This window comes from Caballeronia sp. TF1N1 (assembly GCF_022878925.1).
Classification (GTDB): domain Bacteria; phylum Pseudomonadota; class Gammaproteobacteria; order Burkholderiales; family Burkholderiaceae; genus Caballeronia.
The window spans coordinates 1,260,187-1,285,283 of the sequence record NZ_CP084627.1 but is presented as its reverse complement, the minus strand read 5'-3'; the positions used below and the strand labels follow the sequence as shown (position 1 = coordinate 1,285,283).

Below are 25,097 nucleotides of genomic sequence, written 5' to 3'. Positions count from 1 at the left end.
TTCAAGGGAATCAGACCATGAAACTGACTCAGGGAACGTTCTCGTTTCTTCCTCCGCTGACCGATGAAGAAATCTCCTCGCAGATCAACTACGCGCTCGATCAGGGCTGGGCTTGTTCGGTGGAGTACACCGACGACCCGCATCCGCGCAATACGTACTGGGAGATGTGGGGCTTGCCCATGTTCGACCTGCACGATGCAGCAGGCGTGATGATGGAAGTCAACGCCTGCAGGAAGACGTATCCGCAGCAGTACATCAAGGTCAATGCGTTCGATTCGGTGCGCGGCTTCGAGACCATGCGGCTTTCGTTCATCGTCAACCGGCCATCCGACGAGAAGGGCTTCCGGCTCGAACGTCAGGACGTGCATGGCCGCGTGCAGCGCTATTCGATCCGCACGTATGCCACCGACAGACCCGCGGGCGATCGCTATTGATCGAGGAGGCAGTCACCATGAGCGCAGAAGCCACGCTCGAAGAACGGTTGAACCTCGAAGCGCAGCCGCAGCCCGGCGCCGACCTCATGGCGCTGTATCGCGAATCGCGCATCGGCGAAGTGCTGGCGGAGCTGGATCGCGACCTCATTGGCCTCGCGCCCGTGAAGACGCGCATCCGCGAGATCGCGGCGCATCTGCTGGTGGAGCGTGCGCGCGAAACGTTAGGCATCGCGTCCGGTGCGCCCACGCTGCATATGTGCTTCTCGGGTAACCCCGGCACGGGGAAGACGACCGTTGCCATGCGCATGGCGCAGGTCTTGCACAGACTCGGTTATATCCGCCGCAATCACCTGGTTTCGGTGACGCGCGACGATCTGGTCGGTCAATACATAGGACATACCGCGCCGAAGACGCGCGAAGTGCTCAAGCGCGCGATGGGTGGCGTGCTGTTCATCGATGAAGCGTATTACCTTTATCGCCCGGAGAACGAGCGCGATTACGGGCAGGAAGCGATCGAGATTTTGCTGCAGACCATGGAGAACCAGCGTGACGATCTCGTCGTGATTCTCGCGGGTTACGAAGGCCGCATGGAGACGTTCTTTCAAAGCAATCCCGGCTTTCGTTCGCGCATTGCGCATCACATTGCGTTTCCCGACTATGCGCCCGACGAGCTGTTGCAGATTGCCGAGCACATGCTTTCGTCGATGCATTACCGCTTCGACGGCGACGCGCGCCGCGCCTTCGAAGACTATCTTTCGCGCCGGATCGCGCTGCCGAATTTCGCCAACGCGCGTTCGGTACGCAATGCGCTCGACCGCGCGCGTCTGCGTCAGGCGAATCGCTTGTTTGCCGCGGCCGAACGCGGCAGCGGTCCCGCCGACGCTCACGCATTGATGCAGCTCGACGCGAGCGATATCCGCGCGAGCCGCGTGTTTGCCGAATCCCAACCCTAGAAGGAGAGCGCGATGCAGGACGGACGCACGACCTTATCGAAGTTTCTGATCGACACGCTCGACCGCAAGCCTGGCCCCGATGCCGCAAGCGGGCTCTCGGCCTTGCTGATCGACGTCGCTGCATCCATCAAGACGATCGCGGCAGCGCTCACGCGCGGGGCGCTCGGCGGGCAGCACGGATCGGCGTCGAGCATCAACCTGCATGGCGAAGAGCAGAAGAAGCTCGACCTCGTGACCAACGACATCTTCCTGCAGCATTGCGAATGGGACGGTCTGCTCGCGGGTATGGTGTCGGAGGAAATGGACGGTGTCTATGCAATTCCCGAAACGTATCCGCGCGGCGAATATCTGCTGGCCTTCGATCCGCTCGATGGCTCGTCGAACATCGATATCAATGGCGTGGTCGGTTCCATCTTCTCCGTGTTGAGAAAGAACAGCGCCGACAACGTCATCACCGATGAAGCCGCGTTCCTGCAACCCGGCCGGGAGCAAGTTGCGGCAGGCTACGCGATCTACGGTCCGGCGACCATGCTCGTGATCTCGGTCGGCAATGGCACGCACGGTTTCACGCTCGAGCGCGACGTCGGCAACTTCGTGCTCACGCATTCCGAGATCCGCATTCCCGAGGATTCATGCGAGTTCGCGATCAACGCATCGAACGAACGCTTCTGGGAGCCGCCGGTGCGCCGTTACGTGCAGGAATGCAAGGACGGCAGAACGGGCTGTCGCGGCCAGGACTTCAACATGCGCTGGATTGCGTCGATGGTCGCGGAGGTGCATCGCATTCTCATGCGCGGCGGCGTGTTCATGTATCCGCGCGACTTCAAGACGCCTGCAATGGAAGGCCGGTTGCGTCTGCTCTATGAAGCGAACCCGATGAGTTTTCTGATCGAACAGGCGGGTGGACTATCGACCACGGGTCGCGAGCGCATTCTCGATCTCACGCCGCGCGCGCTGCATCAACGCGTGCCGGTCATTCTGGGATCGCGCAATGAAGTCGCGCGCATTCATCGCTACCACGGCGAGCACGACCGGGGCGAAGACAAGCCGTTTTCGTCACCACTTTTCAACGAGCGCTCGCTGTTCCTGCCGGAGACGCCCGCTTAAAAACGGTTGCAAGCGCACAGAACACATGGATGGCTCGGCTATACATAAGACCGGAGCAGGCGCTTCGATGTGCGCTTCGGTCAACAGGGAGGCAAGCGCATGTCAACCAAACATCCGATCGTCGCCGTGACCGGTTCGAGCGGCGCCGGCACGACCACCGTCATGAAGAGCTTCACGCATATCTTCAGACGCGAGCGCATCAACGCGCAGATCGTCGAGGGCGATGCGTTTCATCGTTACGATCGCCTCGGCATGCGCGAAGCCTTGAAGCAAAGCGAGCGCGACGGTCTGCAGAACTTCAGTCATTTCGGACCCGAAGCCAACCTGCTCGAAGAACTGCAGCAGTTGTTCGCGACCTATGGTGAAACGGGCGGCGGCAAGTTTCGCCGCTACATCCACGACGACGCCGAAGCCGCGCGTTTCAAGCAGGACGCGGGCACCTTCACGCCCTGGGAAGACGTCACGGCGGATACCGATCTGATGTTCTACGAAGGGCTGCATGGCGGCGTGGTGACCGACAAGGTGGATGTCGCGCGTCACGCCGATCTTCTGGTGGGCGTGGTGCCCATCATCAATCTCGAATGGATTCAGAAGCTGCATCGCGATCAGAACCTGCGTGGCTATTCGCACGAAGCCGTGGTCGACACGATCCTGCGCCGCATGCCCGATTACGTGAACTACATTTGTCCGCAGTTTTCGCATACGCACGTGAACTTCCAGCGCGTGCCGACCGTGGATACATCGAATCCGTTCACGGCACGCGAGATTCCGCAGGCCGACGAAAGCTTCGTCGTGATTCGCTTCGCGCGGCCCAAGGGCATCGACTTCCCTTATCTGCTGACCATGCTGCACGACTCTTTCATGTCGCGGCCCAACGTGATCGTCGTGCCGGGAGGCAAGATGGGACTCGCCATGCAGCTCATCTTCACGCCGATGATTTTGCAGCTGCGCGACCGACGCGCGCGCGCTTAAAAGATTTCCCACCATTGCATCGAAGGAGGCCTCTCATGAGCGCCGTCGCTGAAGCTTTGCCCAAAGCGCGTCACACACCCGACATTCGACAGATGGCCAACGCGCTGCGCATGCTCGCGGTCGATGCGGTCCAGCAAGCGAACTCGGGACATCCCGGCATGCCGATGGGCATGGCGGAGATTGCCGTCGCGCTGTGGGGCCGTCATCTGAAGCACAATCCCGCGGACCCCGACTGGCCGGATCGCGACCGCTTCGTTTTATCGAACGGTCATGGTTCCATGCTGCTTTATGCGCTCCTGCATCTCACCGGCTACGACTTGCCGATAGAAGAACTGAAACGCTTCCGGCAGATGGGCAGCAAGACGCCGGGACATCCGGAAGTGGGCGTGACGCCCGGTGTCGAAACCACGACGGGACCACTCGGGCAAGGACTCGCGAATGCGGTCGGCATGGCGCTCGCCGAGGCTTTGCTTGCGCGCGAGTTCAATCGGCCGGGGCATGAGATCGTCGATCATCGCACGTATGTTTTCGCGGGCGATGGCTGTCTCATGGAAGGCATTTCGCACGAAGCGGCATCGCTTGCGGGCACATTGGGTCTGAACAAGCTCGTCGTGCTGTACGACGACAACGGCATCTCCATCGACGGTCATGTGCAGGGCTGGTTCACCGACGACACCCCGCAACGCTTCGCCGCTTACGGATGGAACGTGCTGCGCGCAGTCGATGGCCACGACGCCGATGCGGTCTCGCATGCGCTGCAGCAGGCGCGCGTATCGACGAAGCCGACGCTCATCTGTTGCAAGACGGTGATCGGCAAGGGCTCCCCGGCGATGTCCGGCACGCACGATGTCCACGGCGCGCCGCTCGGCACGCAAGAAGCCGAAGCGACGCGGCGCGCGCTCGACTGGCCGCATGCGCCATTCGAAATTCCCGCTTCGATACGCGAACGCTGGAATGCGCGCGAAGCGGGCGCGGCGGCGCAAGAGAATTGGAACGCGCGTCTGCAGGCTTATCGCCGCGTGTATCCGGATGAAGCGGCGGAGTTCGAACGCCGTGCGCGCGGCGCGTTGCCCGCGAATTGGCGCGATTCGGCGCATGCACTCGTGCGCGATGCCGACCGCGCCGGTCAGACGGTCGCGACGCGCAAGGCATCGCAGATGGCCATCGAAGGACTCGCGCGCGCGCTGCCTGAACTGCTCGGCGGATCGGCGGATCTGACGGGTTCCAATCTCACGCGATGGAAGGACGCGAAAGACGTCGTATCGAACGGTGAAGATGGCATTGCGGGCAACTATATCCATTTCGGGGTGCGTGAATTCGGCATGAGCGCGGTGCTGAACGGCGTGGCGCTGCATAAAGGCTATCTGCCGTTCGGTGGCACGTTCCTCACGTTCTCCGACTACTCGCGTAACGCCTTGCGCATGGCCGCGTTGATGAAGACGCGCGCGGTGTTCGTCTTTACGCACGATTCGATCGGCCTTGGCGAGGACGGCCCGACGCATCAGCCTATCGAGCACGCCGCCACGTTGCGCATGATTCCCGGTCTCGATGTCTGGCGCCCGTGCGATACGGTCGAGACGGCGCAGGCGTGGATCAGCGCGGTCGAGCGCGACCGGCCTTCGTGTCTCTTGCTGTCGCGGCAGAACCTGCCTTTCGTGCCGCGCGATGAAGCGCAGATCGATGGCATAGAGCGCGGCGGTTATGTGCTCGTTGACTGGCCACCGACGAGCGAACGCGATGCGCGCCGCGTCGTGTTGATGGCGACCGGTTCGGAGGTGTCGCTGGCGCTCGCGGCGGTCGAGCCGCTGAAGGCGCAAGGCATCTTGGCGCGTGTGGTGTCGATGCCGTCCACCACCGTGTTCGACCGGCAGTGTCAGGTGTGGCGCGAGCGCGTGCTGCCCGAGGGCGTGCCGCGCGTGGCAATAGAAGCGGGCGTGACCGGATTCTGGCGGCAGTACGTCGGTTTGCAGGGCGGCGTGATCGGCATCGACCGGTTCGGCGAGTCCGCACCTGCGCGCGAACTGTTCGCGCATTTCGGTGTAACGACGGAAGCGCTAGTCGACGAAGCGAAGCGCGTCGCTGCCTGATTCCTTTTCCCGCCAACGGAGACATGACGATGGCTTTTATCGCATTGAGACAATTGCTCGACCACGCGGCCGAGCACGATTACGGCGTGCCTGCGTTCAACGTCAACAACATGGAGCAGGTGCACGCGATCATGCAGGCCGCCGAGGCGACGCAAAGCCCGGTGATCCTGCAGGCGTCGGCGGGCGCGCGCAAGTATGCGGGCGAGACGTATCTGCGGCATCTGGTGCTGGCGGCCATCGAGGCGCATCCGGAGCTTCCGGTGGTGCTGCACCAGGATCACGGCGCGAGCCCTTCGGTGTGTCAGCAGGCGATCCGTTCCGGCTTCACGTCCGTGATGATGGACGGCTCGCTCATGCCGGACCAGAAGACGCCTGCGGACTACGACTACAACGTCGAAGTCAGCCGCCGCGTGGTGGATGCGGCGCATTCGGTCGGCGTATCGGTGGAAGGAGAACTGGGCTGCCTGGGTTCGCTCGAAACCGGCCTTGCGGGCGAAGAGGACGGCGTGGGCGCAAAGGGCGCGCTCAGTCACGACCGCTTGCTCACCGATCCCGATGAAGCGCGCGCCTTCGTCGAAGCGACGGGCATCGATGCGCTGGCGATTGCCATTGGCACGTCGCACGGCGCTTACAAGTTCAGCCGTCAGCCGACGGGCGATATTCTCGCGATAGACCGCATCGCCGAGATACACGCGCGCATTCCGGATACGCATCTCGTGATGCATGGCTCGTCTTCGGTGCCGCAGGAGTGGCTGACGGTGATACGCGAGCACGGCGGCGAGATTGGTTCGACGTTCGGCGTGCCGGTCGAGGAGATACGGCGCGGGATTGCGAATGGCGTGCGCAAGGTCAATATCGACACGGACATTCGCCTTGCGATGACGGGCGCGATGCGTCGCGCGATGGCATCGGCGCGCTCGGAGTTCGATCCGCGTCACGCTTTGAAGGCGGCGACGGCGGCGGCGAGGGACTTATGTATCGAACGGTTCGAGGCGTTCGGGTGCGCGGGGCAAGCGGCGAGGATCAAGCCGATGGCGTTGGAGGCTATGGCGAGGCGGTATCACTGAGCGTTGCTGGTCCGCACGCGGACCAGCAACATCTCGCTCAGATTTCAAACGCGTTCGCCGAGTATGCGGCAAGCTCCGCGTCCACTGTAAGCAGTTCGAGTAGTTCGCAGCGAGCTTGCGCGACGATTACGCGGTCGAACGGATCGCCATGCAAATGTGGCATGTCTCTCACCGCACGAGCGTGAGCAAGCAAAACAGGAAGCGGGATGATGCGTTGCTCCTCAAGTGCGTCGATGGTGGCTTCCTCGCGCGGCCCTAGTTTCCCTAGCGCCGCCTTGATCGACATTTCCCAGATGCTTGCGGTGCTCACAAAGACTTCCGTTGCATCGGCGATCATCCTGCGGAATTTTTCTGGAAGTCGCCGGTCGTTGAGAACGGTCCAGATGTAGATATGGGTATCGAGCAATACGCGCATTAGCCGCCCTCTGACGTGTCGAGAATGTGATCAGGAAGCGGTTTGGAAAACTCGGCGAGGACGTCGTCGGGAAGCGGAGCGAAAAGAGCATCGTACGGCTGGGGCTCTCCCTCTTCGGGTGTTCCGACAATGATGCTCGAAAGCGGGCGCGGTTCCGAAGTACGTTTGATGGATTTGACCGGCAACAGAAGGGCGGAGTGCGTGCCTTCGATGACAACGCCTTCGCCGTCTGCCACGGCCTGCAGGATTTTAGGCAGGTTAATTTGCGCTTCCGCAACGCTATAGACTTGCATGAATGCTCCGATGACTAGTCAATAAGTTGCGAAAAGTTAGCTTTAGCATATTCAATGCTGACGGTGTGCATCATGTTGTGCTCCGGATAACTAAGTTAGCGTTTCAACATGCTAGACGGTTTGAAACGCCTCGTCGATATGCCGAACAGCCAATTGGGAGCAACCTCATGCCGACCGAATCTCCGCCGGGCGAACCGGGCGCGGATGCCGCGACTTTCGCGCTCATCGCTACCGACGGCACGACCCGCACGCTCGACAGTCTCAAGGGCGAGCGCGGCCTCGTCATCGTGTTCATGTGCAATCACTGCCCGTATGTGAAAGCTGCGTTGCCAGGCCTCATCCGCGACGCCATCCAGCTACGTGAAACAGGCGTGAACGTCGTCGGCATCAACTCGAACGATGCAAGCGTCTACACCGACGACGATTTCGACGCCATGGTGCGCCTCGCCGAAGATCAACGCCTGCCGTTCCCGTATCTCTTCGATGAAACGCAGCAAGTCGCGCATGCATACGGCGCCGTCTGCACGCCGGAATGCTTCGGTTTCGACCATGAGCTGAAGCTGCGCTATCGCGGCAGAATCGATGCATCGCGCAAGGAACCGTTGCCCGATGCGCGCCGCGATCTCTACGAAGCCATGCGCGACATCGCGGTCCATGGCACCACACAGGCTCTGCAACTCCCCGCGCTCGGCTGCTCGATCAAATGGAAAGCGTCGTGACTCAGCGTTTTCTGGTGGGCCCGGGCGTATGCCACGCGCTCAAGTCCTCTTCGGGCCGATCTACCTCGCATCCCCAATCGAGCGGCTGATCCTGATCGAAGCGCTTGCCGAGTTGCCACGCGATCTCGGCCCGCGCGAGTTGCACGCCCATGTAGAACGCGTGTCCGCCATCGGCTTCGAGCTTGAGATCGGGATAAAGCGCGAACGGATCGATTGCAAGGCGATGCCCGTCGCGGTTGTAGACGTGAATGCCATCGGCGGAAACCTGCACGCGAAAGTTGGGGTCGCGCACCGCCGCCGCGAGCGCCCCGATCTCCTCGGCGTTATAAGGAAACGGCCGCTTCGAATGCAACGCCGACAAGTCGCTCGATATGCCCTTCGGCAAGGTCTGTGTCTCACGCGCCGCATGCATCACGCGCCGCGCGACATCGGCTTCACGCACGGCGCGGCGGGCATGCAGACTCACGGAAGTGGTCAGCACGGCCGCGACGCGCAACTCCGCCGCCATGCCGAACAGCACGGCGTTGATGCCGCTCGTGTCCGCCTCGGTCAACTCGGTCACGTTGCCGACGCCCATCATGATCGGCACATCGGCGTAGCGTTCTCGCAGGCCTACATAGCGCGCAATGGATGCCGCGAGCCCGAACGGGATCGGATCGAGAATCGGATCGGCGAGAAACGGACGGCCGCGTTGCTGCATGATGTCGATGGCCGCATCGAGCGATGCCACGTCGAGCGGTTCGCGCGGCACGAGTATCGGCGTCGATGCCACTTCGTCGGCGACCCACAACGTATCCACATTTAGACTCATCACGTAATCGGCGCCCGCGTGTCCGCCGCGCACGAGTTCATCGGTGAGCATGGAATCGACACTTACGCGAAAACCGCGTTCCTTGAGCATCGTCACCGCATCTTCCAGATGCGGAAACGGCGTCGCGGGCAGGCAACCGATATCGATTACATTTGCGCCCTGAGCCTGATAGTCAAGCGCGCGTGCCGCGATGCCATCGAGATCGAGACGCGGCGCATCGACGATCTCCGCGAAAATTTCCGTCTCGTAACGCGAGAGATCCACCTTTCGCGCCTCGCGGCCAAAGAACTGCGGCAAGTCCTTGACTTCCTCGGGACCGCGCTCGACCTTCACGCCGAAATGCGCGGAGAGCATGTCGAGGTCGCCACGGCATCGGCCGGGCACGATCACGCGGTGCGTGCCTTCGGTGAGCGGTGGCACCACGCGCCGGCGGATCATGTCGGCCGTCATCAGCCCCGCGACCTGCAAGCCGATTTCGCGCACTTCCCACGAAAATGGCGAGTCCTGATTCGAAGTCGGTGCGATGCCTTCCAGCACCTGATGAAGACTGCGCTCGGCGAGCCGCCCGGTCAGGAAGACGATGTGTTCCATGCGAGCTTCAGTTCGGATAACCGTTGATCGAGAGCGTGGCGCAAGTCGTCGAGCGTGCGCGCGACCGTCGTGAGTTCGAAGCGCGAGAGCCGTTCGACGTTGTCGAATTCGATGGCGCGCGGCCGCAGTTCGACCCATTGACGCGGCGCATGCGTGATGACGCTCGGTTCCGTATCGCATGCATACACGATGCCCGGTACACACTGCTTACCGGCCTGCGCGAAGAGATTGGTCGGGAGCGTATCGGAGATGCCGAACGCGCACTTGGCGACGGTGTTGCTCGTTGCGGGCGCGATCACGACGGTGTGATAGTCGCCCTGATATAGCATGCCGACGGGCACGCTGCTCGCGCTGTTATCGCGAAACACGCGAAAGCGTTCGCGCAGTTTCGCGAGGGTCCAGCCGTAGAGCGGCAGCACTTCCTCGCCCGCGGACGACAAGAACATGTCGACGCCCGGCAAGCGCAGCGCAAGCTCGATGGATTCCTCGAGCATATGACCGGAGCCCGTGACGCACCACGCAAAGCGCGCGTCGGCTTTGAATTCGTCGAGCCGGCGCGCGGGCGTGGGTTCGCTGGACCGTTCCGTCATGCGTCGGCTTGATCCGCTGCGTTGGGCGAGTCGTGCGACAACCTGATATGCAGACGATGCATCTTCCGGTACAACGTGTTGCGGCTGATGCCGAGCACCTTCGCCACGTTGCTCACGTTCCAGCGATGTTCGTCGAGCAATTGCAGGACGGTCTCGCGCTCACGCAACTGAATGGCGTTAAGCGTGGACGTATCGGCATCTTCGGTGAGATGCGCGAACGTAGCGGCAACATTCGGCGTGCGCGGCGCGCTTTGCGTCGCGGTCTGCGCCGACACGCCGTTGACGATTTCCGGCGGCAGATGCGCGCAGCGAATCTCGGGACCGTCGCACAACGCAATCGCCATTTGCAGCACATGCCGCAACTGCCGGATGTTGCCGGGCCACGCATAAGACAGCAGCGCCTGCCGCGCTTCGACGCTCAATGAAGGCGGCTCGGACGTTTCCGTTTCGAGGATATGGCAGATGAGCGCGAGCGCATCGGCCCGTTCGCGCAACGGCGGCAGATTGATCTCGATCCCGTTCAGCCGATAGTACAAGTCCTCGCGAAAGAGGCCGGTCTGCACGAGTTCGATCAGGTTTCTATGGCTCGCGCTGATGAGCTGAAAGTCCACCTTCACGGTGGTTTCAGCACCGAGCGGCGTCACCTCGTGCTCTTCCAGTACGCGTAAGAGACGCGCTTGCAGAGCGAGCGGCATGTCGCCGATTTCATCCAGAAACAGCGTGCCGCCATTGGCCTGCACGATCTTGCCGCGCCGGCCTTCGCGCTGCGCGCCGGTGAAAGCGCCCGCGCGATACCCGAACAACTCGCTCTCGATGAGATTCTCCGGCAACGATGCACAGTTCACCGCGACGAACGCACCCGACCCGTTCGGGCTGATGCTGTGCAGCGCATTGGCGAACACTTCCTTGCCGGTGCCGGTCTGGCCGCGCAAGATGATCGGAATCTTGCGCTGGATCACGCGCGCCGCAAGCTGAATCTGCGAAGCCATGCGCGGATCGCCGAATTCCAGATGCGAGAGTTTGTCGAGGCGGCCCGCGCCGGTGCTCGCGCCATCACGAACGTCGCGGACGTCCTGGGCATCGCGTTTTGGCGCTCTTACGCGCGATCCCGGCGCGGAAGAATCGCGCGTGACGGGATCGTTCAGGAGAATGCGGCTCGTGTCGCGCATGCCTTCGCGCGGCGTCTGCGCGGTCAGGAAAAAGCGCGTGTTGGCCTTCGCGCTATACACGGTCACCGGATGAAACGAGCCGCGAATGCTGCGCGCGATCATGTCTTCGAGCGATGCGTTGAACGCTTCCTCGATGCGCTTGCCGTACAACTCCGCGGGCGAACGCAGGTCGAGCTGAAAGAGCGCGCTGCGGCTCGCGGCGAGCACCACGCCGTCGTCGCTGACAGCGAGCTTGCCCGCGTGCAGCGTGCCGACGAATTCCGGCCGGCTATGAAAATGGATCATGTTCGCGTGACGGTAGCGCGCATCGATCAAACGATTTTCGATCATCTGCCGCGACATGCCGACGAGCACCAGCGAATGCTGTTGCAAGAGCTTCGAGCGGCTCGTGACATCGAGCACGCCGACCACCGTGCCGCGATCGTCGAAGATCGGCGCGGCCGAACACGTGAGCGACGTATAGCGCGGATAGAAATGCTCGTGCTGGCACACGGCAATGCAGTCGCGTTCGATCAGGCACGTACCCATGCCGTTGGTGCCCGCTTCGCGCTCGCTCCACACGGCGCCCACGCGCAGGCCATCGGCGGCGACGGCCTCGCCGAACGGCACCGAGGACACCTGATGAACGATCACGCCGTCCGCATCGACGAGTACGACAGCGAGTTCGGGATCGGCCAGTTGCTGATAAAGCGTCGTCATCTCCAGCTTCGAGCACGCGATGAGGTCGCTCGCGGCCTCGCGGCGCTCGGTGAGTTCACGCTGCGTGAGCACGGGCGGCATGACGAAATGGCCGGGGTCGAGCCTGAACTCCGTCAGGCAGCGCGTCCACGACTGCGCGACCGAAGCGCTGGTGCGGCGTGACGCCAGCGGATTGTTCACGATATTCAGCACTTCCCTGACATGCGTATCTACGTCTGCTAGCAACGACATGGGGCCGTGTCTCCGTGACGTCCGTTCCGGCTGCGCTCGTACGTGTTTACGCGTACGGCACAGCCGTCGAAAGTCGAATCTGTTGTGTTTTCCGCTGGCGCTGCGGGTCTCGCTACTCTATTGGTACTTGTATTTGCCGATCACCGCATGCGCGCGCCTCGTGGCCGTAGTGCCCGATCACCCTCAGTCGGCCAGCACGGTTCTCAAAAACTTTACATGCTCTGACGCATTGGTTCAATAAGTAGTCGCATTGGTTTAAGCGTTCTTGCCCGCTTCTTGCTTGGAGCTTACGGATTTTTCGATGCCGTTCCGGAGACGACGATATGGGCAGATTCGAACCGATTCGCGACGCCATTCAGGCGGACGCCGATGCATCCCGTGGGGCTCACATGGATATCGTCTATATCGAGGGACTCACGGGCCAGACGGTGATCGGCATCGACAAGAGCGAACTGCACGACCCGCAGCCGGTGCGCATGAATCTCGCGATCGGCGTGCCCTCGCTGCGCGCGTGCGTCACGGATCGTATCGAAGATACCGTCAATTATGCTGCGGTGCGGGAGGCGATTCTCGGGCTCCTGGCAGCGCACCATGTGCAGTTGCTCGAAGCGCTCGCCGAACAGATCGCGCAGCGCGTGATCGCGGACTTCGGCGCGCATTGGGTGAAGGTATCGCTCGAAAAGCCGGCCAAGTTCGAGGATGTCGAAGCGGTGGGCGTCGTCATCGAAAGGCGGCGGAGCACGGCGACGGCATCGCCGCGTGGCGGCGTGAGTCTCGCGTGGATCGGACGCGGCTATATGCCGGAATGAGCGTCGAGTCTTGCCGGTGCGTCACTGACGACACCGGCAGCATCTGCATGAAACGGCTGAACCGGCTTATCGAGCCGCCGCCTTCTGCACGATTCCGCAAGCCTTGAATGCGTCCTTCTGAAGCTCGCGGTACTTCTTCGTCTGTGCCTTGGCGCGATCCACGCGAAACTCGCCGCCGCCTTCGCCACCGAGCGAGGCGTACTTGGAGAACGTCATCTGCTCGACGAAATCGTCGTAGGTAAGGCTCTGGGAGATCTTGTCGATGGCGCAGGAGCACTTGTAGACGTTGGCGAAGTCGTGGCCGTTGTCGTCCATGCAGCCGAGCACGTATTCGACGCGTCCCTCGGTCGGATAATCATGTCGCGAAGCGGAAGCGCCGTCCTTGGCCGCAGCCGTCGCGCCGAACGAAAGCGGCGAAGCGAGCGAGAGGCAAGTGAGCACCGTCAACGCGCAGCAACGTGGGGTCATGCGATAAGCCTCGTATTCATCCGTGATTCATGTTTGATTCGAAAGCAGCCGGCGCGGATGTAAGCCCCGCGCCGGCCACGACAGACGATCAGTTCGCTGCGAACGGATGCGCCGCCGATCCCTTCTTCGAAACGACTTCCGAAGCCTTGGGCTCGCCCGCCACCGCACGCTGGAGAGCTTCCTTGGTTGCCTTGTAGTTGTACTCCTGAATCTTCTTGTCGTCATCCGCTTCCCAGTGGATGAAAACCCCGACGCAGATGAAAAGGTCGTCGGCTTCGTCGGCGGGAATGGTGCCGTCCTCCACGCTGTCGGCGACCGCGAGCGCCACCGCATGCTGCGCCGGGCCGAACATCTGCACGGCTTGCTTCGCGCCCTTGATCGTGACCTTGTTGAAGAGAATGGTGTTCGGCTTGGTCAGCAGATTCGGTGCGACCACGGCGAGTAGCGATGTGAAGCCGTCCTTGTTGTTGGTCAGCGCGTTGCAGAACGCGGTCTCGGCAGCGGAACCTCGCGGTCCGATGATCAAGTCGATGTGAGCGACTTCGTTGCCATCGCCGACGAGCGACTCTCCTACCAGAACGCGGTTGATCTTGGCCATGCTCTTCCTCCAATGGATTTGTTTCTAGGGACGTCTGACTCGCTCCCGAAGCACGATCCTCAAACTCGTCTCAAGGCGTTCGCACCGCGCAAAGCGGACTGCATAAACGCGAAGTTCCTAACATGTTCCGTGCCAATTTTTGTCCGCGCCCGGCGCGCTTCGTGCAAATCATTCGGCAAACGCGCCCATCGCGAGCGCCACGAACAAGGTTGCAACCGCGAGGTCCGCGCTCGTGCCGGGATTGATGCCGCGCGCCTTCAGTTCGGCGTCCCACGAGTCGAATTCGGGGCAGTCGTGAAAACTTCCTTCGGCGCGCCATCGGTCGTGATGTAAAGCTGCATCGCGCGTGACACTTTGCGCCATCGCCGCGCCGAGCTTGCGCACTATGTGCGAATCGGGCCATGAACGCAGGAAGATGAGGAATGCGTCGAGCATGGCTTCCTGTGCCGTCGATGCATCGATCAGTCGGACGGTATCGAAGATATCGGCGAAGCCATTGGCGTATTGCCGCGCGATGCTGTCGCGGTCGGCGGCAAGCGTCATCGCCGCGCGCAGGTCGATAGTTGGCGCGGCGTGGACGGTTTGTTCCGGCGCGTCGCCGAGGCCGCCCGGATTGGCCAGCGCAATCGCGCGGTAAGCGAGGCGCGCGTCTTCCATGTCAAGCGCATGCAGCGCGCTTTGCGTTGCAGTGCGCCAAGCGGCGATATCGCGTGGAGCGGCTTCTTCGAAAGCCACGCACAGCGGCGCGCACAAGAGCACGATGCCGAGGTTCGTATTGCAGCCTGCAACGTCGAAACTGCGGCGCACCGCTTCGAGAATGCGCGTGCCGACGCTTGCATTCGGCTCGAACAAGCCGATTGCAGCCGCTTGAGCGCTTTCGACGAACTGGCTCGCGCTCATTCCGTGTCCGGCGCTCGCCGTGCTCACGTTGCCCGGTTTGCGCGTTTCCACATCGAGCCGGCATGCGCGCAGAAAAGCCGCTTTGATGTGATGAAGCTCAGGCATCGCCGCTCGCCCGCGCGAGGTTTCCTTTCGATGCCGCGAGCTTGCGGTCGAGCAGATCGTCGACGAGCAGCGCGGCGATATCGAGCGATGTCACCGATTGCAGCCCGCGCCACGCCGCCACGCCGTTCACTTCGAGCACGAGCGGCCGGCCGCCTTCCGGCGCGATGAGATCGACGCCCGCGTAATCCAGGCCGAGCGCAGCGGTTGCGCGCACCGCCGTTTCCCCGAGCGCGGGCGTGAGTTCGGCGGGCTCGCAGCGTGCACCGCGCGCGAAGTTATGAATCCAGTCCTCGCCGCCCACGCGCTTCATCGCGGCCACGGCCTGTGTGCCGATCACGAGCACGCGCCAGTCGAAACCGGGCTCGCCGGTATCGACATAACGCTGAAGATATGCGACCTGACTAAAAGGCTTGAGCGATGGCAACGGCGCGCACGCCTGCCCGCGCGAGCGCGCGCCGAGCCGCTTCAGGCCCTTGCCTTGCGAGCCGAACAGCGGCTTGATGACGACCTGCCTGCCCGCAGCCGCCTCGCGCATCAACACGCGTTGCGCATGCGCCGTGGATTCGCCGGCCCATGTGGCCGGGGTCGGCACGCCGTAGCGGTTGAGCAGAAAGCTCGTCATCGACTTATCCACGCTGCGCTCGATCGCGCGGGCGTCGTTATAGACCGGCACGCCGCATTCGCGCAGCGCATGCAGAATGCCGAGCCGCAACGTGACCTGCTCGAAGGTTCCGCCCGCGATGCCGCGCACGAATACCGCATCGGGCAGGGCGTGGCCGAAGCCGGGAATCGCGAGGCCGAACGGTGGCCAGGTGGTGTCGATACGGCAATCCGCGAGATCGACGCAACGCGCCTCCACGCCGCGCGCGCGGAACGCCTTCTTCAGCCGGCCCGTGTGCCAGCCGGTTTCGTCGGTCATGATGGCGACGCGCGATACCATCGTCATGCCGCGTCCTTCTTGCCGCGCCATTGCGCATCGAGCAGCGCCTGATCGAGCTTGCCGCCGCGATAGGTCGCGCCGCTTTCTAGGCTCGATACCCACGCTTCGGCGGGCGCGAAGAGCGCGCCATCGATCTGATAAAAGTCGTAGTTGAACGACGTGAAGATTTCCGCGAAGGGACGCCCGTAATCGCGCGCATTCGCCGAAGGCAACTCGGCGGCAAGGCGCTTCGCCACGGCATCGCTCTTGACGGTGAGATGCACGCGGCCTCCGTAGAGAATGGCGTCGTTGGTGCGGCCCATCGCCTGAATGGCGTCGGGCGAGGGCGGCGGCAAGGGCGCGGTGCCGCTGCCTTCCACGATCTCGCTCAGGTCCACGCCCAGCACATGCGTCTTATGGAGCGCCACTTCCACCACGCGTGCAACGACTTGCACCGTGCCTGCCACAGACTGCGTCGGCGTGACCGCGATGACGAGCTTGTCCGCCGCGAGCCCGCAATCCGCGAGTACTTTGTCGATGACGATCTGCGGTGGCAAGCGGTCCACTTCCATGACGAGCGCGCCGCGTTCGTGATGGTCGCGATACGCGAGTTCGTCGAAGAGCGGCTCCTTGCCTGCAAGCGCGCGCGCTGGCCCCGAGCCAAGCGAGAAGAACTTCTTGCCGCCGGTTTGTTCCTTCGTCGCCGAAAGACTCCAGCCCGCGTACTGACTGCCGAGACAGGCGAGCACGGGGTTCGAGGTCTGCACTTCGATATAGCTCGGCCAGGAAGGCGCGGCATCGAAAGCGCTGCGCAACTCGACACGCCCGAGCCCGCCCATGCAGATACGCGCGATCAAGAGGCCCGCTTCGGCGCTGCCTGCGGCGTTCACGCCAGCATCGACGATAACGGTGCCAGCCGGCGTGCGCGTGACTTCCACCCGCAAGCGCGCGGCGTCGTCGATCAGGCGATCCACGAGCCTCGCGCTCGATGCGTTGACGCTGAGTTGATTCGATGAAGTCATGGGCAGTATGAGTCGATGCGTTGCAGAAGCCGAGCGCTTTCATTTGTCAGTGCATTGCGCAAGGCGTCGAGCGTGGGCGCGGCCGCGGTGACCGTGCAGACCGGCATGCCCGCTTCGATGCGCGCGCCGGTGAGCGGCACGTCGTGACACGCGGGGTCTTCGAAACACGCATCGCTGAAGAGGCGCGACACGGTGAACGACGCGGGCGCAAAGACCACGCGCTGGCCCGCTATCGACGCCGGCGTTCGCGACGATGCAAGCGCCGAACGCGGCAACGCGCCGTGCAGGCATGCGTCGAGATGCGCGCCGATTAATCCGCGCGGCCATTCATCGGGCCATGCGGCTTCGTAGAGCGCCATCGTCGAGGAGGGGCGTGTGTTCACTTCGAGGACTTGAAACGTGTCGTCATCGAGCAGAAAGTCGATGCTGTTGAGTCCCGTCAAGCCGGTCTTCCACACGATGGTTTCGATGGCGGCAACGATGCGCTCGGTTATCCCTGGCGGCAATGCGATCGGCCCGAGCGAACCCGCGTGCACGAAAGGCAGACGCCCCGTTTCGATACTCAACTGTTCCGCGAAGCCGATGACCGCCGCTTCGCGACGCGCCGCGACGAACAGCGCGGACATCGAACGGCCTTGCGCGAGACGCTGAAAATAGGCATCGGCGGGAGCGTTGTCAGCGTGTTCCGCCCATTCGATATGCGTGCCGCCGCAGCCGTCCGAACGCTTCATGAGCCAGCCGCGCGCATCGGCGGGCCTGTCGAAGCGCACTGCCGGATGCGCGATCTGCGCGTCGTCGAGCAGCGCGAAGAAGCGGCGCGGGTCGCGCACCGCGGCGGCTTCCACGCCATTGCCGATGAAGCGCGGCATATGCGGCATGCGGCTCAGTTCATTCGCGAGCGGTTCGAGCCCGCTCGTCACGATGAGCCCCAGCATGCGCGGCAGACGCGCGGCGCATTCGAGCGCATCGAAAAGACGGGTGCGGTCTATCGACAAGCCATCCCCTCCGATATCGAACCACATGCCCGAGTTCTCGCGCGTGTCACGGTCGCCGAAGATATCGAGCGCCACGACGTTGAGCCCGGCACGCGCGGCGGATTGCGCGAGCAGCCGGGCTGAAAGCCCCGCCACGGCGACGCGTGGCGCACGCGCTGCAACGGAATGGATCATGAGCCGAGCCCCGCGACGACCGCGCGCGCTTCGTCGAATGCTTCGGGATAGCCGAGATACACGGGCTTGCCGCCGGTACGCATGCGCAAGAAGAGCCGATGCTCCGCCTGATACTTCACATTGCCAATGGCGAGCGCGCCGATGCCGATGGCGTCCGCGCGTGCCGCGCCCGCGAGCGGCTTGCCGTTGTCCATCACGTTGACGCCCGCGATGCCTTCGGGCGGCACCGCGTTGACGTCGGCCGCGATCAGCAGGTTCTTGGCATGCGCGAGATCGGCGGCACTCATCACCTGCACGCCTGCAACTGCGGTGGCGAAGACGACTTCCGCACGCCCCAGTTCGCGATGCAATTGCTCGGGCGTGCCGGTCGCAACGCCGGACGTGGCAATGTCGAAGCGCCGGTTGATCTCGTCGCTCACCTGGGTCGCGCGGGACTGGCTCGAATGGCTCGCGACGACGACATCCGCGCCGAGCGATGCGGCCATCGCGGCCGCGACGCGTCCCACCGCGCCCGTGCCGCCGAGTATCAAGACGCGCTTGCCGCCGAGATCGACGCCATGCACGGCCTTCAGATGTTTTTCCGCGAGCGCGACGAGCGCGGCGGCCGTAGTGTAGGCGCCCGATGGGTCGGTGAAGACAGAGACCTCGAAGGGCGGGACCATCGCCTGACGCGCCTTTTCGAGCATGTCGGCGGCGAGCATGACATCGCGTCCGCCAATGAAGATGCCCGTGCGCGATACGCCCTTCGGTCCGCGTGAAAAGATCGCATCCTGCGTGAGTTGCACGACGATATCTTCATCGACATTGCAGTAAGGCACGACGATCTGATAGCCGGCATCGGCCGCCATGTTGACATCGAACGGACTCATCTGCGGCGTGCTCGTGAACATGTGGAGCACATAAGGTCTTTCGAAAGCTTCGGACATGGCGATGGACTCGTGGTCGATTTGGAATTGATGAACGCAGGTTCAGGCAGCATCCGCGCCTTGCTCGCGGCGGTCGGCGGCACGCCATGTCGCGCCGCGATTGCGGCCGGTAGCGATGGAAAAGGTGAGGGGTGCGCGAGGCGTCACGCGTTGCGCGGTGGCGAGTGCGCGTTCGGCGTCCTGCGCGCTTGCGACGAACGCGAAGCCAACCGGTCCCCATGACGTCTGCCCGATGCCGGCCTTCTGCTCGGCGGCGACGGCTTCGAGCGCGCGCGCCACGGCGGGGCTCGCGAACACGCCGCCTTGCACGGGCGCGAAGTATTCGCCGATGGTCTGCTGCAAGTCGCTGATGGCGTCGGCGAAGGTGTCGAAGTCGCTTTCGGCGGCGGCGGGCAGGATACGCATCAGCGCGAGATGACTGAGATGCGCGGCGAGTGTTTCAGGGAAGGGATCGAGTGCGGCAAGTCCGCGCCTTTCTTCGTCGCCGTGCAGACCTTCGCGCGAGGTGTCGTCGATAAGAAGCACGCGCCAGTCATCGGGGAAGGCCTGGCGCGAGATCAGCGGCGGCAACGTATTCGCGGATGCGTGGCGCACGTCGCGGCCGCCGTCGAGAATGAGGCCGCCGTGATCGAAGCCATGAATGCCGATGCCGGAGCGCGCGCCCCGTTTGAGTATGCGCGCGATGTCCGTGGTGTTTATGCCGTTGTGACCGGTTGCTCGTGCGAAGGCGGTGCCGAGCGTCAGGGCGAGCTGCGTGCCCGAGCCGAGGCCCGTATGCGAGCGCGGTGCTTCGTGTACGTCTATATCGACGGCACGCGGTTCATTGAGCGCCGCCTGCAATTGCTGAAGGTAATGAGCGATACGCTCTTTCTGCGCTTCCGTGACATGGCCTTCTATCTGCGCCGTCTGCTGCCGCGTGCCATGAGCGATGCGCGCGGTGAGACGCGTGCCGTGTCCTTCTATCGCGAGCCCGAGGCTGCCGAAGGCGCGGCCTGAGGAGCCGTTCGGATCGAGGAAGCCGAGATGCAGGCGCGCGGGTGCTTCGACCGTGATCGCCGGTAAAGGCGATAAGCGTCGGGGTGAGGTTGGCATCGCGGCTCGTGTTCCTTCAGGGGTGTTGGGCTTCCGTGTTAGGCAAAAGTTATACCAAGACTGCGCGCGCCGCGTGGCCGGGCTAGTCGTACTTGATATAGCGGAAGCGTTGATCGTCGGATGGCGTGCCGTCGAGCGGACCGTCTTCCTTGCCTGGCTGCCACTGCACCACGTCTTCAATACGCGTGGCGAGCGCGAAGTCCTTGTCGGTAATGCCCTTCGCCGAATGCGTCTTGAGCTTAACCACGACGAACGCATAAGAGACGGTCAGGTCGGGATGATGCCAGGCCGCTTCGGCAAGATGCCCGACCGTATTGACGACCATGAGCGTGCCCTTCCAGCTCTCGGTCTTGAACTTGCGCCTGAGCCATCCGTCCTCGAGATACCAATGCGCGAGCGGACCCGTAAGCCGTTCCCGCACCTCTTCATCCGAGTAGACCTTCTCTGCTTGAGCCATGACGTTGCCTCCTTATGTAAAACACCGAGTATGCGCCCCGTGCGTTGATCGTGAAGCGGCGCTGCGCAATGCTGCGACGCGTCATGTGACACCTGAGCAAGCGTTGCTGTTCCATCACATGAAGCCTTTCGCGTATTTGACACAGTATGTGTCGCACGCCGCCATTCGCACGCCACAAAACAAGCGTTCGCAAACCGGCATGGAATATGCAAATGCCCGGTCACGCAAGATCCCGGCAATGTACCGGGGCACAAGCGAATCTCGTTACCTGCATTCAGAAGGCGCGCACGATGCAAACGGTAGCGTGGTCATTCCCGGGTCGGAGGCATCATCATTCTGGAGGAGACATGAACTTACGCACCCTGGTTCTTGGACTGGCGGTGGTCGCAACGGCAGGCCTCAATTCGTACGTGGCGCAGGCTGATTCGCAACTCGACACCGCAATCAAGAATCCTTCGAACTGGGCGGCGCAAGCGGGCGATTATTCCAATCACCGCTATAGCACGCTCAAGCAAATCAACGAGAACAACGTCGGCAAGCTACAGGTTGCCTGGACCATGTCCACCGGTGTGCTGCGAGGCCATGAAGGCTCGCCGCTCGTCATCGGCGACACGATGTATATCCATTCGCCGTTTCCCAACAAGGTTATCGCCATCAGTCTGAAGGACCAGACGTTCATCTGGCAATACCAGCCGAAGCAAGACAATCAGGTCATCTCGGTGATGTGCTGCGATACGGTCAACCGTGGTCTCGCATATGGCGACGGCAAGATCTTCCTGCAGCAAGCCGACACGAAGCTCGTCGCGCTCGACGCCAAGACCGGCGACGTCGTATGGACCGCGCAAAACGGCGATGCGAAGAAAGGCGAAACCAACACCAACGCGCCGCACGTCTTCGGCGACAAGGTGTTGACGGGCATCTCCGGCGGCGAGTTCGGTGTTCGCGGCCGGCTCATTGCCTACAACATCAAGGACGGCAAGGAAGTCTGGAAGGCCTACAGCACTGGGCCCGACAATGAAATGCTGATGGACCCGCAGCAAACGATGACCTGGACCGACGGCAAGATGGCGCCCATCGGTGCGGACTCGTCGCTCAAGAGCTGGCAGGGCGATCAGTGGAAGTATGGCGGCGGGACCACATGGGGCTGGTATGCATGGGACCCGAAGCTCAACCTTGTCTACTACGGTACAGGCAACCCCGGTACGTGGAACCCGACGCAACGACCCGGCGACAACAAATGGTCGATGTCGATCTTCGCGCGCGACCTGAATACCGGCAAGGCGAAGTGGGTCTATCAGATGACGCCTCACGACGAGTGGGACTATGACGGCGTCAACGAAATGATCCTGTCGGACCTGAACATCAACGGCAAGAAGACGCCGGCGATCGTTCACTTCGACCGTAACGGTTTCGGCTATACGCTCAATCGCGAAAGCGGCGAACTGCTCGTGGCGCAGAAGTACGACCCGGCGGTGAACTGGGCCAATAGCGTCGATCTGAAGAGCGGCCTGCCGATTCGTAACGCCAGCTACTCCACGCAGGCAGCCGGTCCCGATCACAACGTCAAGGGCATCTGCCCGGCGGCGTTGGGCTCGAAAGACCAGCAACCCGCCGCATTCGATCCGAATTCGAGCCTGTTCCTCGTGCCGACGAACCACGTCTGCATGGACTACGAGCCGTTCCAGGTCGACTACGTGTCGGGTCAGCCGTTCGTCGGCGCCACGCTCTCGATGTTCCCCGGTCCGAACGAGAACGGCGCGATGGGTAACTTCATCGCGTGGGATGCGTCGAAGGGCAAGATCGCATGGTCCAAGACGGAGAAGTTCTCGGTGTGGTCCGGCGCGCTCGCAACCGCAGGCGGCGTGGCGTTCTACGGCACGCTCGAAGGCTACATCAAGGCCGTGCGTATCAAGGACGGCAAGGAACTGTGGAAGTTCAAGACGCCGTCCGGGATCATCGGCAACGTGTTCACCTATCAGTACCAAGGCAAGCAGTTCATCGGCGTGTATTCGGGCATCGGCGGCTGGGCTGGCATCGGCATGGCAGCGGGACTCGAAAAGTCGGCGGAAGGCCTGGGCGCGGTGGGCGGCTATCGTGAGCTTGCAAAGTACACGGCACTCGGCGGCACGCTCTTCGTGTTTGCCATTCCGGGCAGCGCGGGCTGATTACGTATCAGCCGTTTCGTTAGCCTGCAACTAGTTCGATTCGAAGGGTAATGACGCGCGGCGGTCAGGGAGTCCGCCGCGCGTGAAAACCCCACATACGAGATATTCAAGGAGACAAGCGAATGAAAGGCCGATCACTCTTGCTGCTGTCGATTGCGCTCGCGGCGTCCAGCGCTTCGTTTGCCCAGACGAGCCCGGGACAAATGAAGCCCGTGGCGTACAAGGTCGTCGATGGCAACAAGGTCGATGCCGATACGCTGCAAGGATGGCGTACCTGGCGTGCGCTCGCGTGCGAACGTTGTCACGGGGCGAAGCAGGAGGGTCTCGTCGGCCCGTCGCTCGTCGATGCTTTCAAGACGCTGGACAAGAACGAGTTTCATCGCACCGTGTTTGGCGGACGCGTGGATAAGGGTATGCCCGATTTCAGCGCGAGCCAGATGATGCAGAAAAACTGGGAGAATCTCTTTGCGTATCTGAAGGGACGCTCAGACGGCAAGATCAATCCGGGCGATTTACAAGCGCTCGATGCGAAGTGATTGCGTTCGTTGCTTGTCCGATGTTGCATGAAGTTGCATTTGAACCCGGAGGTATCGATGTCAGATCGTAATGGAAGCCGCGCCGCTTCGTTCCGATTCCCGGCCGTATCGAACACGGTATGCGCGGCGTTGCTCGCGTTCACGGCGCAAACGGTCTTCGCGCAGGGCGCGGGTACACCGCCGCCGAACTTGCCTAACAACGACGGCGCGGACGGCGTGCTGCGCGTGTGCGCGGATCCGAACAACATGCCTTTGTCGAATCAGAAGGGCGAAGGCTTCGAGAACAAGATCGCAAGCCAGATGGCAAACGACTTCGGCTACAAGCTCGAATACACGTTTTATCCGCAACGCATGGGATTCGTGCGCAATACGCTGCGCGACAAGGCACCGAGCACGGATCAGTTCAAGTGCGATCTGATTATCGGCGTGCCCAAAGGTTATGAACTCACCGCGACCACGCGCCCTTATCTGCACTCGACCTATGCCATGGTGTTCCCGAACCGGCCGGAGTACGCGAGCATCAAGTCGCCGGCCGATCTCATGAATCTGCCGCCGGATCAGTTGAAGAAGATGAAGCTCGGCATCTTCGTGAAGAGTCCCGCGACTGACTGGCTGTTGCAACACAATCTGATCGAACAGGCGGTGTCGTATCAGGGGCAAAGCGGCGATCCCGACGCCTTTCCCGGCGAGATGATCGAGCATGATCTGTCGCAAGGCAATGTCGATGCCGCCTTCGTCTGGGGCCCGATTGCAGGCTATTTCGTGAAGCTCTCGGATAACAAGGCGCGCCTCGTGCCGTTCGCACCGCAACCCGGCATTCGCTTCGATTATGAAATTTCGATGGGCGTGCGTTACGGCGAAAAAGCATGGCGCGACAAGGTGGATAACTGGATTGCGTCGAACCAGCCGAAGATCGATCAGATACTGACGAGCTATCAGGTTCCGTTGCTGCCGCTGCAGCCGCTGCAGCCGGCCTCCACGCAATGAGGCTCGCCATTCGAGGTATTGTCCTCGCCTGCGCGCTTGGCGGCTTCATCTCTCTGATGCCGCCGGCCTCTTTCGCGGCGGATACACCGCCTGCTTCCGCGCCTGCCACCGAGATTGCACCAGCCGAACGCTTGCTGTTCATGGAGCCGCATCTGGATGGCGTGGATCAGCAAACCGAGCTCGACTACGCGGTGGATTTTTCCGGGCCGCCAACGAAGGTCAAGGACACGGTCCGCGTGCTCGTGGTAAGCAAGGGCAACACGAAGAACGATGCGCGTGTGTCCGATCGCACGGGCAATGTGGACGTGCCAGGGGGGCTGCCGTGCAATCCGGTGATCATCTATTTCCTGGAGCATGACATCACGGAGATGCAGGAGCTGACGGGCGGCCAGCGTCGCTACTTTCAGCAGCGCGTGAGACTGGCGCTTGCGGCAAACCCGGCAATTACGCCTGTTTCCGGCGAGGCGCTCGGGCTGGCCAGGAATGTGAAAGCGAAGCAGATCGTCATTCAGCCCTTCCTCAACGATCCCAATGCAGAACGTCTGCAGCAATACACGAACAAGCGCTACACCTTCGTCGTTGCCGATGATGTTCCCGGACACGTCATCTTGATTCGCACCGAAGTGCCGGGCGCGGGGAACGACTTCGCGCATCCGCTGCAGAAGGAAACGGTCGCTTATTCGGGCGCGCTCAAGAACATGGCCACACCGGGAGGAAAGGTCGGCAACGCGCCACGGGCCAGTCGTTGAGGTGGATTGCACGAGCGCCGAGGCAAGCCGCTAAATCGTTCAGGAACGCCTCACGGA

26 protein-coding genes are annotated in these 25,097 nt (G+C 62.4%); 12 read left to right on the top strand and 14 right to left on the bottom strand.

What is annotated here, in order from left to right; genetic code table 11:
* Positions 1-17 precede the first annotated feature (17 nt).
* From LDZ28_RS19950 to fba, 6 genes are all read left to right on the top strand, one after another.
* Entirely contained in the window at positions 18-434 is a 417-nt protein-coding gene (locus LDZ28_RS19950; RefSeq protein ID WP_244828821.1) for a ribulose bisphosphate carboxylase small subunit, read from the top strand.
* Positions 435-451: 17 nt separating this feature from the next.
* The gene (gene cbbX / locus LDZ28_RS19945; RefSeq protein ID WP_244828820.1) at positions 452-1,387 is read left to right on the top strand and encodes a CbbX protein; all 936 of its coding nucleotides are present in this window, start codon (positions 452-454) and stop codon (positions 1,385-1,387) included.
* A 12-nt stretch (positions 1,388-1,399) separates the two neighbouring features.
* A complete protein-coding gene (locus tag LDZ28_RS19940) occupies positions 1,400-2,494 on the top strand; it encodes a class 1 fructose-bisphosphatase (RefSeq protein WP_244828819.1) in 1,095 nt (364 codons plus the stop codon).
* Between the two features lie 99 nt (positions 2,495-2,593).
* Positions 2,594-3,466, top strand: a complete 873-nt coding sequence (locus LDZ28_RS19935; RefSeq protein WP_244828818.1) for a phosphoribulokinase — start codon at positions 2,594-2,596, stop codon at positions 3,464-3,466.
* 35 nt (positions 3,467-3,501) lie between these two features.
* Entirely contained in the window at positions 3,502-5,553 is a 2,052-nt protein-coding gene (gene tkt, locus LDZ28_RS19930) for a transketolase (protein WP_244828817.1), read from the top strand.
* 29 nt (positions 5,554-5,582) lie between these two features.
* On the top strand, positions 5,583-6,620 hold the full coding sequence (gene fba, locus LDZ28_RS19925; protein ID WP_244828816.1) for a class II fructose-bisphosphate aldolase: 1,038 nt from the start codon (positions 5,583-5,585) through the stop codon (positions 6,618-6,620).
* A gap of 37 nt (positions 6,621-6,657) precedes the next feature.
* Here the strand turns inward: fba and LDZ28_RS19920 are convergent, their stop codons facing one another.
* Together LDZ28_RS19920 and LDZ28_RS19915 are read right to left on the bottom strand one after the other, a co-directional pair.
* Positions 6,658-7,035 carry a type II toxin-antitoxin system VapC family toxin gene (locus tag LDZ28_RS19920; RefSeq protein WP_244828815.1) on the bottom strand — a complete coding sequence of 126 codons (378 nt, stop codon included), beginning with the start codon at positions 7,033-7,035 and terminating at the stop codon, positions 6,658-6,660.
* Positions 7,035-7,328, bottom strand: coding sequence for a type II toxin-antitoxin system Phd/YefM family antitoxin (locus tag LDZ28_RS19915; RefSeq protein ID WP_244828814.1), 294 nt, complete (start codon positions 7,326-7,328; stop codon positions 7,035-7,037). Before LDZ28_RS19915 ends, LDZ28_RS19920 begins: the two co-directional genes overlap by 1 nt.
* Before the next feature lie 167 nt (positions 7,329-7,495).
* Between LDZ28_RS19915 and LDZ28_RS19910 the strand changes: the two genes are divergently transcribed.
* Complete coding sequence (locus LDZ28_RS19910) at positions 7,496-8,047, top strand: thioredoxin family protein (RefSeq protein ID WP_244828813.1); 552 nt, start codon at positions 7,496-7,498, stop codon at positions 8,045-8,047.
* Position 8,048: 1 nt separating this feature from the next.
* Here LDZ28_RS19910 and LDZ28_RS19905 read toward each other — a convergent pair whose 3' ends face one another.
* From LDZ28_RS19905 to LDZ28_RS19895, 3 genes are read right to left on the bottom strand one after another with little or no spacing between them, the layout of a single operon-like run.
* Positions 8,049-9,449 (bottom strand): DUF6513 domain-containing protein, encoded by a 1,401-nt coding sequence (locus LDZ28_RS19905; RefSeq protein WP_244828812.1) that lies wholly within the window; start codon positions 9,447-9,449, stop codon positions 8,049-8,051.
* Positions 9,428-10,039: a flavoprotein gene (locus LDZ28_RS19900; RefSeq protein ID WP_244828811.1), complete on the bottom strand. Its 612-nt coding sequence runs from the start codon at positions 10,037-10,039 to the stop codon at positions 9,428-9,430. Before LDZ28_RS19900 ends, LDZ28_RS19905 begins: the two co-directional genes overlap by 22 nt.
* Positions 10,036-12,138 (bottom strand): sigma-54-dependent Fis family transcriptional regulator, encoded by a 2,103-nt coding sequence (locus LDZ28_RS19895; protein WP_244828810.1) that lies wholly within the window; start codon positions 12,136-12,138, stop codon positions 10,036-10,038. Before LDZ28_RS19895 ends, LDZ28_RS19900 begins: the two co-directional genes overlap by 4 nt.
* Positions 12,139-12,461: 323 nt before the next feature.
* Here LDZ28_RS19895 and LDZ28_RS19890 point away from each other — a divergent pair, with 323 nt between their 5' ends.
* A complete protein-coding gene (locus tag LDZ28_RS19890) occupies positions 12,462-12,947 on the top strand; it encodes a dihydroneopterin aldolase (RefSeq protein ID WP_244828809.1) in 486 nt (161 codons plus the stop codon).
* Between the two features lie 66 nt (positions 12,948-13,013).
* Here LDZ28_RS19890 and LDZ28_RS19885 read toward each other — a convergent pair whose 3' ends face one another.
* From LDZ28_RS19885 to LDZ28_RS19845, 9 genes are all read right to left on the bottom strand, one after another.
* A complete protein-coding gene (locus LDZ28_RS19885; protein ID WP_244828808.1) occupies positions 13,014-13,415 on the bottom strand; it encodes a hypothetical protein in 402 nt (133 codons plus the stop codon).
* 88 nt (positions 13,416-13,503) lie between these two features.
* Entirely contained in the window at positions 13,504-14,013 is a 510-nt protein-coding gene (gene fae, locus LDZ28_RS19880) for a formaldehyde-activating enzyme (protein ID WP_244828807.1), read from the bottom strand.
* Between the two features lie 168 nt (positions 14,014-14,181).
* Positions 14,182-15,018: a triphosphoribosyl-dephospho-CoA synthase gene (locus LDZ28_RS19875; RefSeq protein WP_244828806.1), complete on the bottom strand. Its 837-nt coding sequence runs from the start codon at positions 15,016-15,018 to the stop codon at positions 14,182-14,184.
* Positions 15,011-15,958 (bottom strand): RimK family alpha-L-glutamate ligase, encoded by a 948-nt coding sequence (locus LDZ28_RS19870; protein ID WP_244829729.1) that lies wholly within the window; start codon positions 15,956-15,958, stop codon positions 15,011-15,013. The genes LDZ28_RS19875 and LDZ28_RS19870 overlap by 8 nt, the downstream gene beginning before the upstream one ends.
* A 2-nt stretch (positions 15,959-15,960) precedes the next feature.
* Positions 15,961-16,959 (bottom strand): methenyltetrahydromethanopterin cyclohydrolase, encoded by a 999-nt coding sequence (gene mch, locus LDZ28_RS19865; RefSeq protein ID WP_244828805.1) that lies wholly within the window; start codon positions 16,957-16,959, stop codon positions 15,961-15,963.
* Entirely contained in the window at positions 16,956-18,128 is a 1,173-nt protein-coding gene (locus LDZ28_RS19860) for an ATP-grasp domain-containing protein (RefSeq protein ID WP_244828804.1), read from the bottom strand. Before LDZ28_RS19860 ends, mch begins: the two co-directional genes overlap by 4 nt.
* Positions 18,125-19,054, bottom strand: a complete 930-nt coding sequence (locus LDZ28_RS19855; RefSeq protein WP_244828803.1) for an NAD(P)-dependent methylenetetrahydromethanopterin dehydrogenase — start codon at positions 19,052-19,054, stop codon at positions 18,125-18,127. The genes LDZ28_RS19860 and LDZ28_RS19855 overlap by 4 nt, the downstream gene beginning before the upstream one ends.
* Before the next feature lie 42 nt (positions 19,055-19,096).
* Positions 19,097-20,146, bottom strand: a complete 1,050-nt coding sequence (locus LDZ28_RS19850) for a beta-ribofuranosylaminobenzene 5'-phosphate synthase family protein (protein ID WP_244828802.1) — start codon at positions 20,144-20,146, stop codon at positions 19,097-19,099.
* Between the two features lie 82 nt (positions 20,147-20,228).
* Positions 20,229-20,603, bottom strand: a complete 375-nt coding sequence (locus LDZ28_RS19845) for a 4a-hydroxytetrahydrobiopterin dehydratase (protein ID WP_244828801.1) — start codon at positions 20,601-20,603, stop codon at positions 20,229-20,231.
* Positions 20,604-20,950: 347 nt separating this feature from the next.
* Here LDZ28_RS19845 and LDZ28_RS19840 point away from each other — a divergent pair, with 347 nt between their 5' ends.
* The 4 genes from LDZ28_RS19840 to LDZ28_RS19825 all read left to right on the top strand — a co-directional run bounded on the left by LDZ28_RS19840 (position 20,951) and on the right by LDZ28_RS19825 (position 25,040).
* A complete protein-coding gene (locus tag LDZ28_RS19840; RefSeq protein WP_244828800.1) occupies positions 20,951-22,768 on the top strand; it encodes a methanol/ethanol family PQQ-dependent dehydrogenase in 1,818 nt (605 codons plus the stop codon).
* Positions 22,769-22,890: 122 nt separating this feature from the next.
* Positions 22,891-23,304 carry a c-type cytochrome gene (locus tag LDZ28_RS19835; RefSeq protein ID WP_244828799.1) on the top strand — a complete coding sequence of 138 codons (414 nt, stop codon included), beginning with the start codon at positions 22,891-22,893 and terminating at the stop codon, positions 23,302-23,304.
* Positions 23,305-23,361: 57 nt separating this feature from the next.
* Entirely contained in the window at positions 23,362-24,291 is a 930-nt protein-coding gene (locus tag LDZ28_RS19830) for a substrate-binding domain-containing protein (protein WP_244828798.1), read from the top strand.
* The gene (locus LDZ28_RS19825) at positions 24,288-25,040 is read left to right on the top strand and encodes a hypothetical protein (protein WP_370652165.1); all 753 of its coding nucleotides are present in this window, start codon (positions 24,288-24,290) and stop codon (positions 25,038-25,040) included. The genes LDZ28_RS19830 and LDZ28_RS19825 overlap by 4 nt, the downstream gene beginning before the upstream one ends.
* Positions 25,041-25,097 lie beyond the last annotated feature (57 nt).

Bases quoted from the DNA above. Each gene is read 5' to 3' on its own strand.
- LDZ28_RS19950 (WP_244828821.1), top strand. From the start codon at position 18: ATGAAACTGACTCAGGGAACGTTCTCGTTTCTTCCTCCGCTGACCGAT.
- cbbX (WP_244828820.1), top strand. From the start codon at position 452: ATGAGCGCAGAAGCCACGCTCGAAGAACGGTTGAACCTCGAAGCGCAG.
- LDZ28_RS19940 (WP_244828819.1), top strand. From the start codon at position 1,400: ATGCAGGACGGACGCACGACCTTATCGAAGTTTCTGATCGACACGCTC.
- LDZ28_RS19935 (WP_244828818.1), top strand. From the start codon at position 2,594: ATGTCAACCAAACATCCGATCGTCGCCGTGACCGGTTCGAGCGGCGCC.
- tkt (WP_244828817.1), top strand. From the start codon at position 3,502: ATGAGCGCCGTCGCTGAAGCTTTGCCCAAAGCGCGTCACACACCCGAC.
- fba (WP_244828816.1), top strand. From the start codon at position 5,583: ATGGCTTTTATCGCATTGAGACAATTGCTCGACCACGCGGCCGAGCAC.
- LDZ28_RS19920 (WP_244828815.1), bottom strand. From the start codon at position 7,035: ATGCGCGTATTGCTCGATACCCATATCTACATCTGGACCGTTCTCAAC.
- LDZ28_RS19915 (WP_244828814.1), bottom strand. From the start codon at position 7,328: ATGCAAGTCTATAGCGTTGCGGAAGCGCAAATTAACCTGCCTAAAATC.
- LDZ28_RS19910 (WP_244828813.1), top strand. From the start codon at position 7,496: ATGCCGACCGAATCTCCGCCGGGCGAACCGGGCGCGGATGCCGCGACT.
- LDZ28_RS19905 (WP_244828812.1), bottom strand. From the start codon at position 9,449: ATGGAACACATCGTCTTCCTGACCGGGCGGCTCGCCGAGCGCAGTCTT.
- LDZ28_RS19900 (WP_244828811.1), bottom strand. From the start codon at position 10,039: ATGACGGAACGGTCCAGCGAACCCACGCCCGCGCGCCGGCTCGACGAA.
- LDZ28_RS19895 (WP_244828810.1), bottom strand. From the start codon at position 12,138: ATGTCGTTGCTAGCAGACGTAGATACGCATGTCAGGGAAGTGCTGAAT.
- LDZ28_RS19890 (WP_244828809.1), top strand. From the start codon at position 12,462: ATGGGCAGATTCGAACCGATTCGCGACGCCATTCAGGCGGACGCCGAT.
- LDZ28_RS19885 (WP_244828808.1), bottom strand. From the start codon at position 13,415: ATGACCCCACGTTGCTGCGCGTTGACGGTGCTCACTTGCCTCTCGCTC.
- fae (WP_244828807.1), bottom strand. From the start codon at position 14,013: ATGGCCAAGATCAACCGCGTTCTGGTAGGAGAGTCGCTCGTCGGCGAT.
- LDZ28_RS19875 (WP_244828806.1), bottom strand. From the start codon at position 15,018: ATGCCTGAGCTTCATCACATCAAAGCGGCTTTTCTGCGCGCATGCCGG.
- LDZ28_RS19870 (WP_244829729.1), bottom strand. From the start codon at position 15,958: ATGGTATCGCGCGTCGCCATCATGACCGACGAAACCGGCTGGCACACG.
- mch (WP_244828805.1), bottom strand. From the start codon at position 16,959: ATGACTTCATCGAATCAACTCAGCGTCAACGCATCGAGCGCGAGGCTC.
- LDZ28_RS19860 (WP_244828804.1), bottom strand. From the start codon at position 18,128: ATGATCCATTCCGTTGCAGCGCGTGCGCCACGCGTCGCCGTGGCGGGG.
- LDZ28_RS19855 (WP_244828803.1), bottom strand. From the start codon at position 19,054: ATGTCCGAAGCTTTCGAAAGACCTTATGTGCTCCACATGTTCACGAGC.
- LDZ28_RS19850 (WP_244828802.1), bottom strand. From the start codon at position 20,146: ATGCCAACCTCACCCCGACGCTTATCGCCTTTACCGGCGATCACGGTC.
- LDZ28_RS19845 (WP_244828801.1), bottom strand. From the start codon at position 20,603: ATGGCTCAAGCAGAGAAGGTCTACTCGGATGAAGAGGTGCGGGAACGG.
- LDZ28_RS19840 (WP_244828800.1), top strand. From the start codon at position 20,951: ATGAACTTACGCACCCTGGTTCTTGGACTGGCGGTGGTCGCAACGGCA.
- LDZ28_RS19835 (WP_244828799.1), top strand. From the start codon at position 22,891: ATGAAAGGCCGATCACTCTTGCTGCTGTCGATTGCGCTCGCGGCGTCC.
- LDZ28_RS19830 (WP_244828798.1), top strand. From the start codon at position 23,362: ATGTCAGATCGTAATGGAAGCCGCGCCGCTTCGTTCCGATTCCCGGCC.
- LDZ28_RS19825 (WP_370652165.1), top strand. From the start codon at position 24,288: ATGAGGCTCGCCATTCGAGGTATTGTCCTCGCCTGCGCGCTTGGCGGC.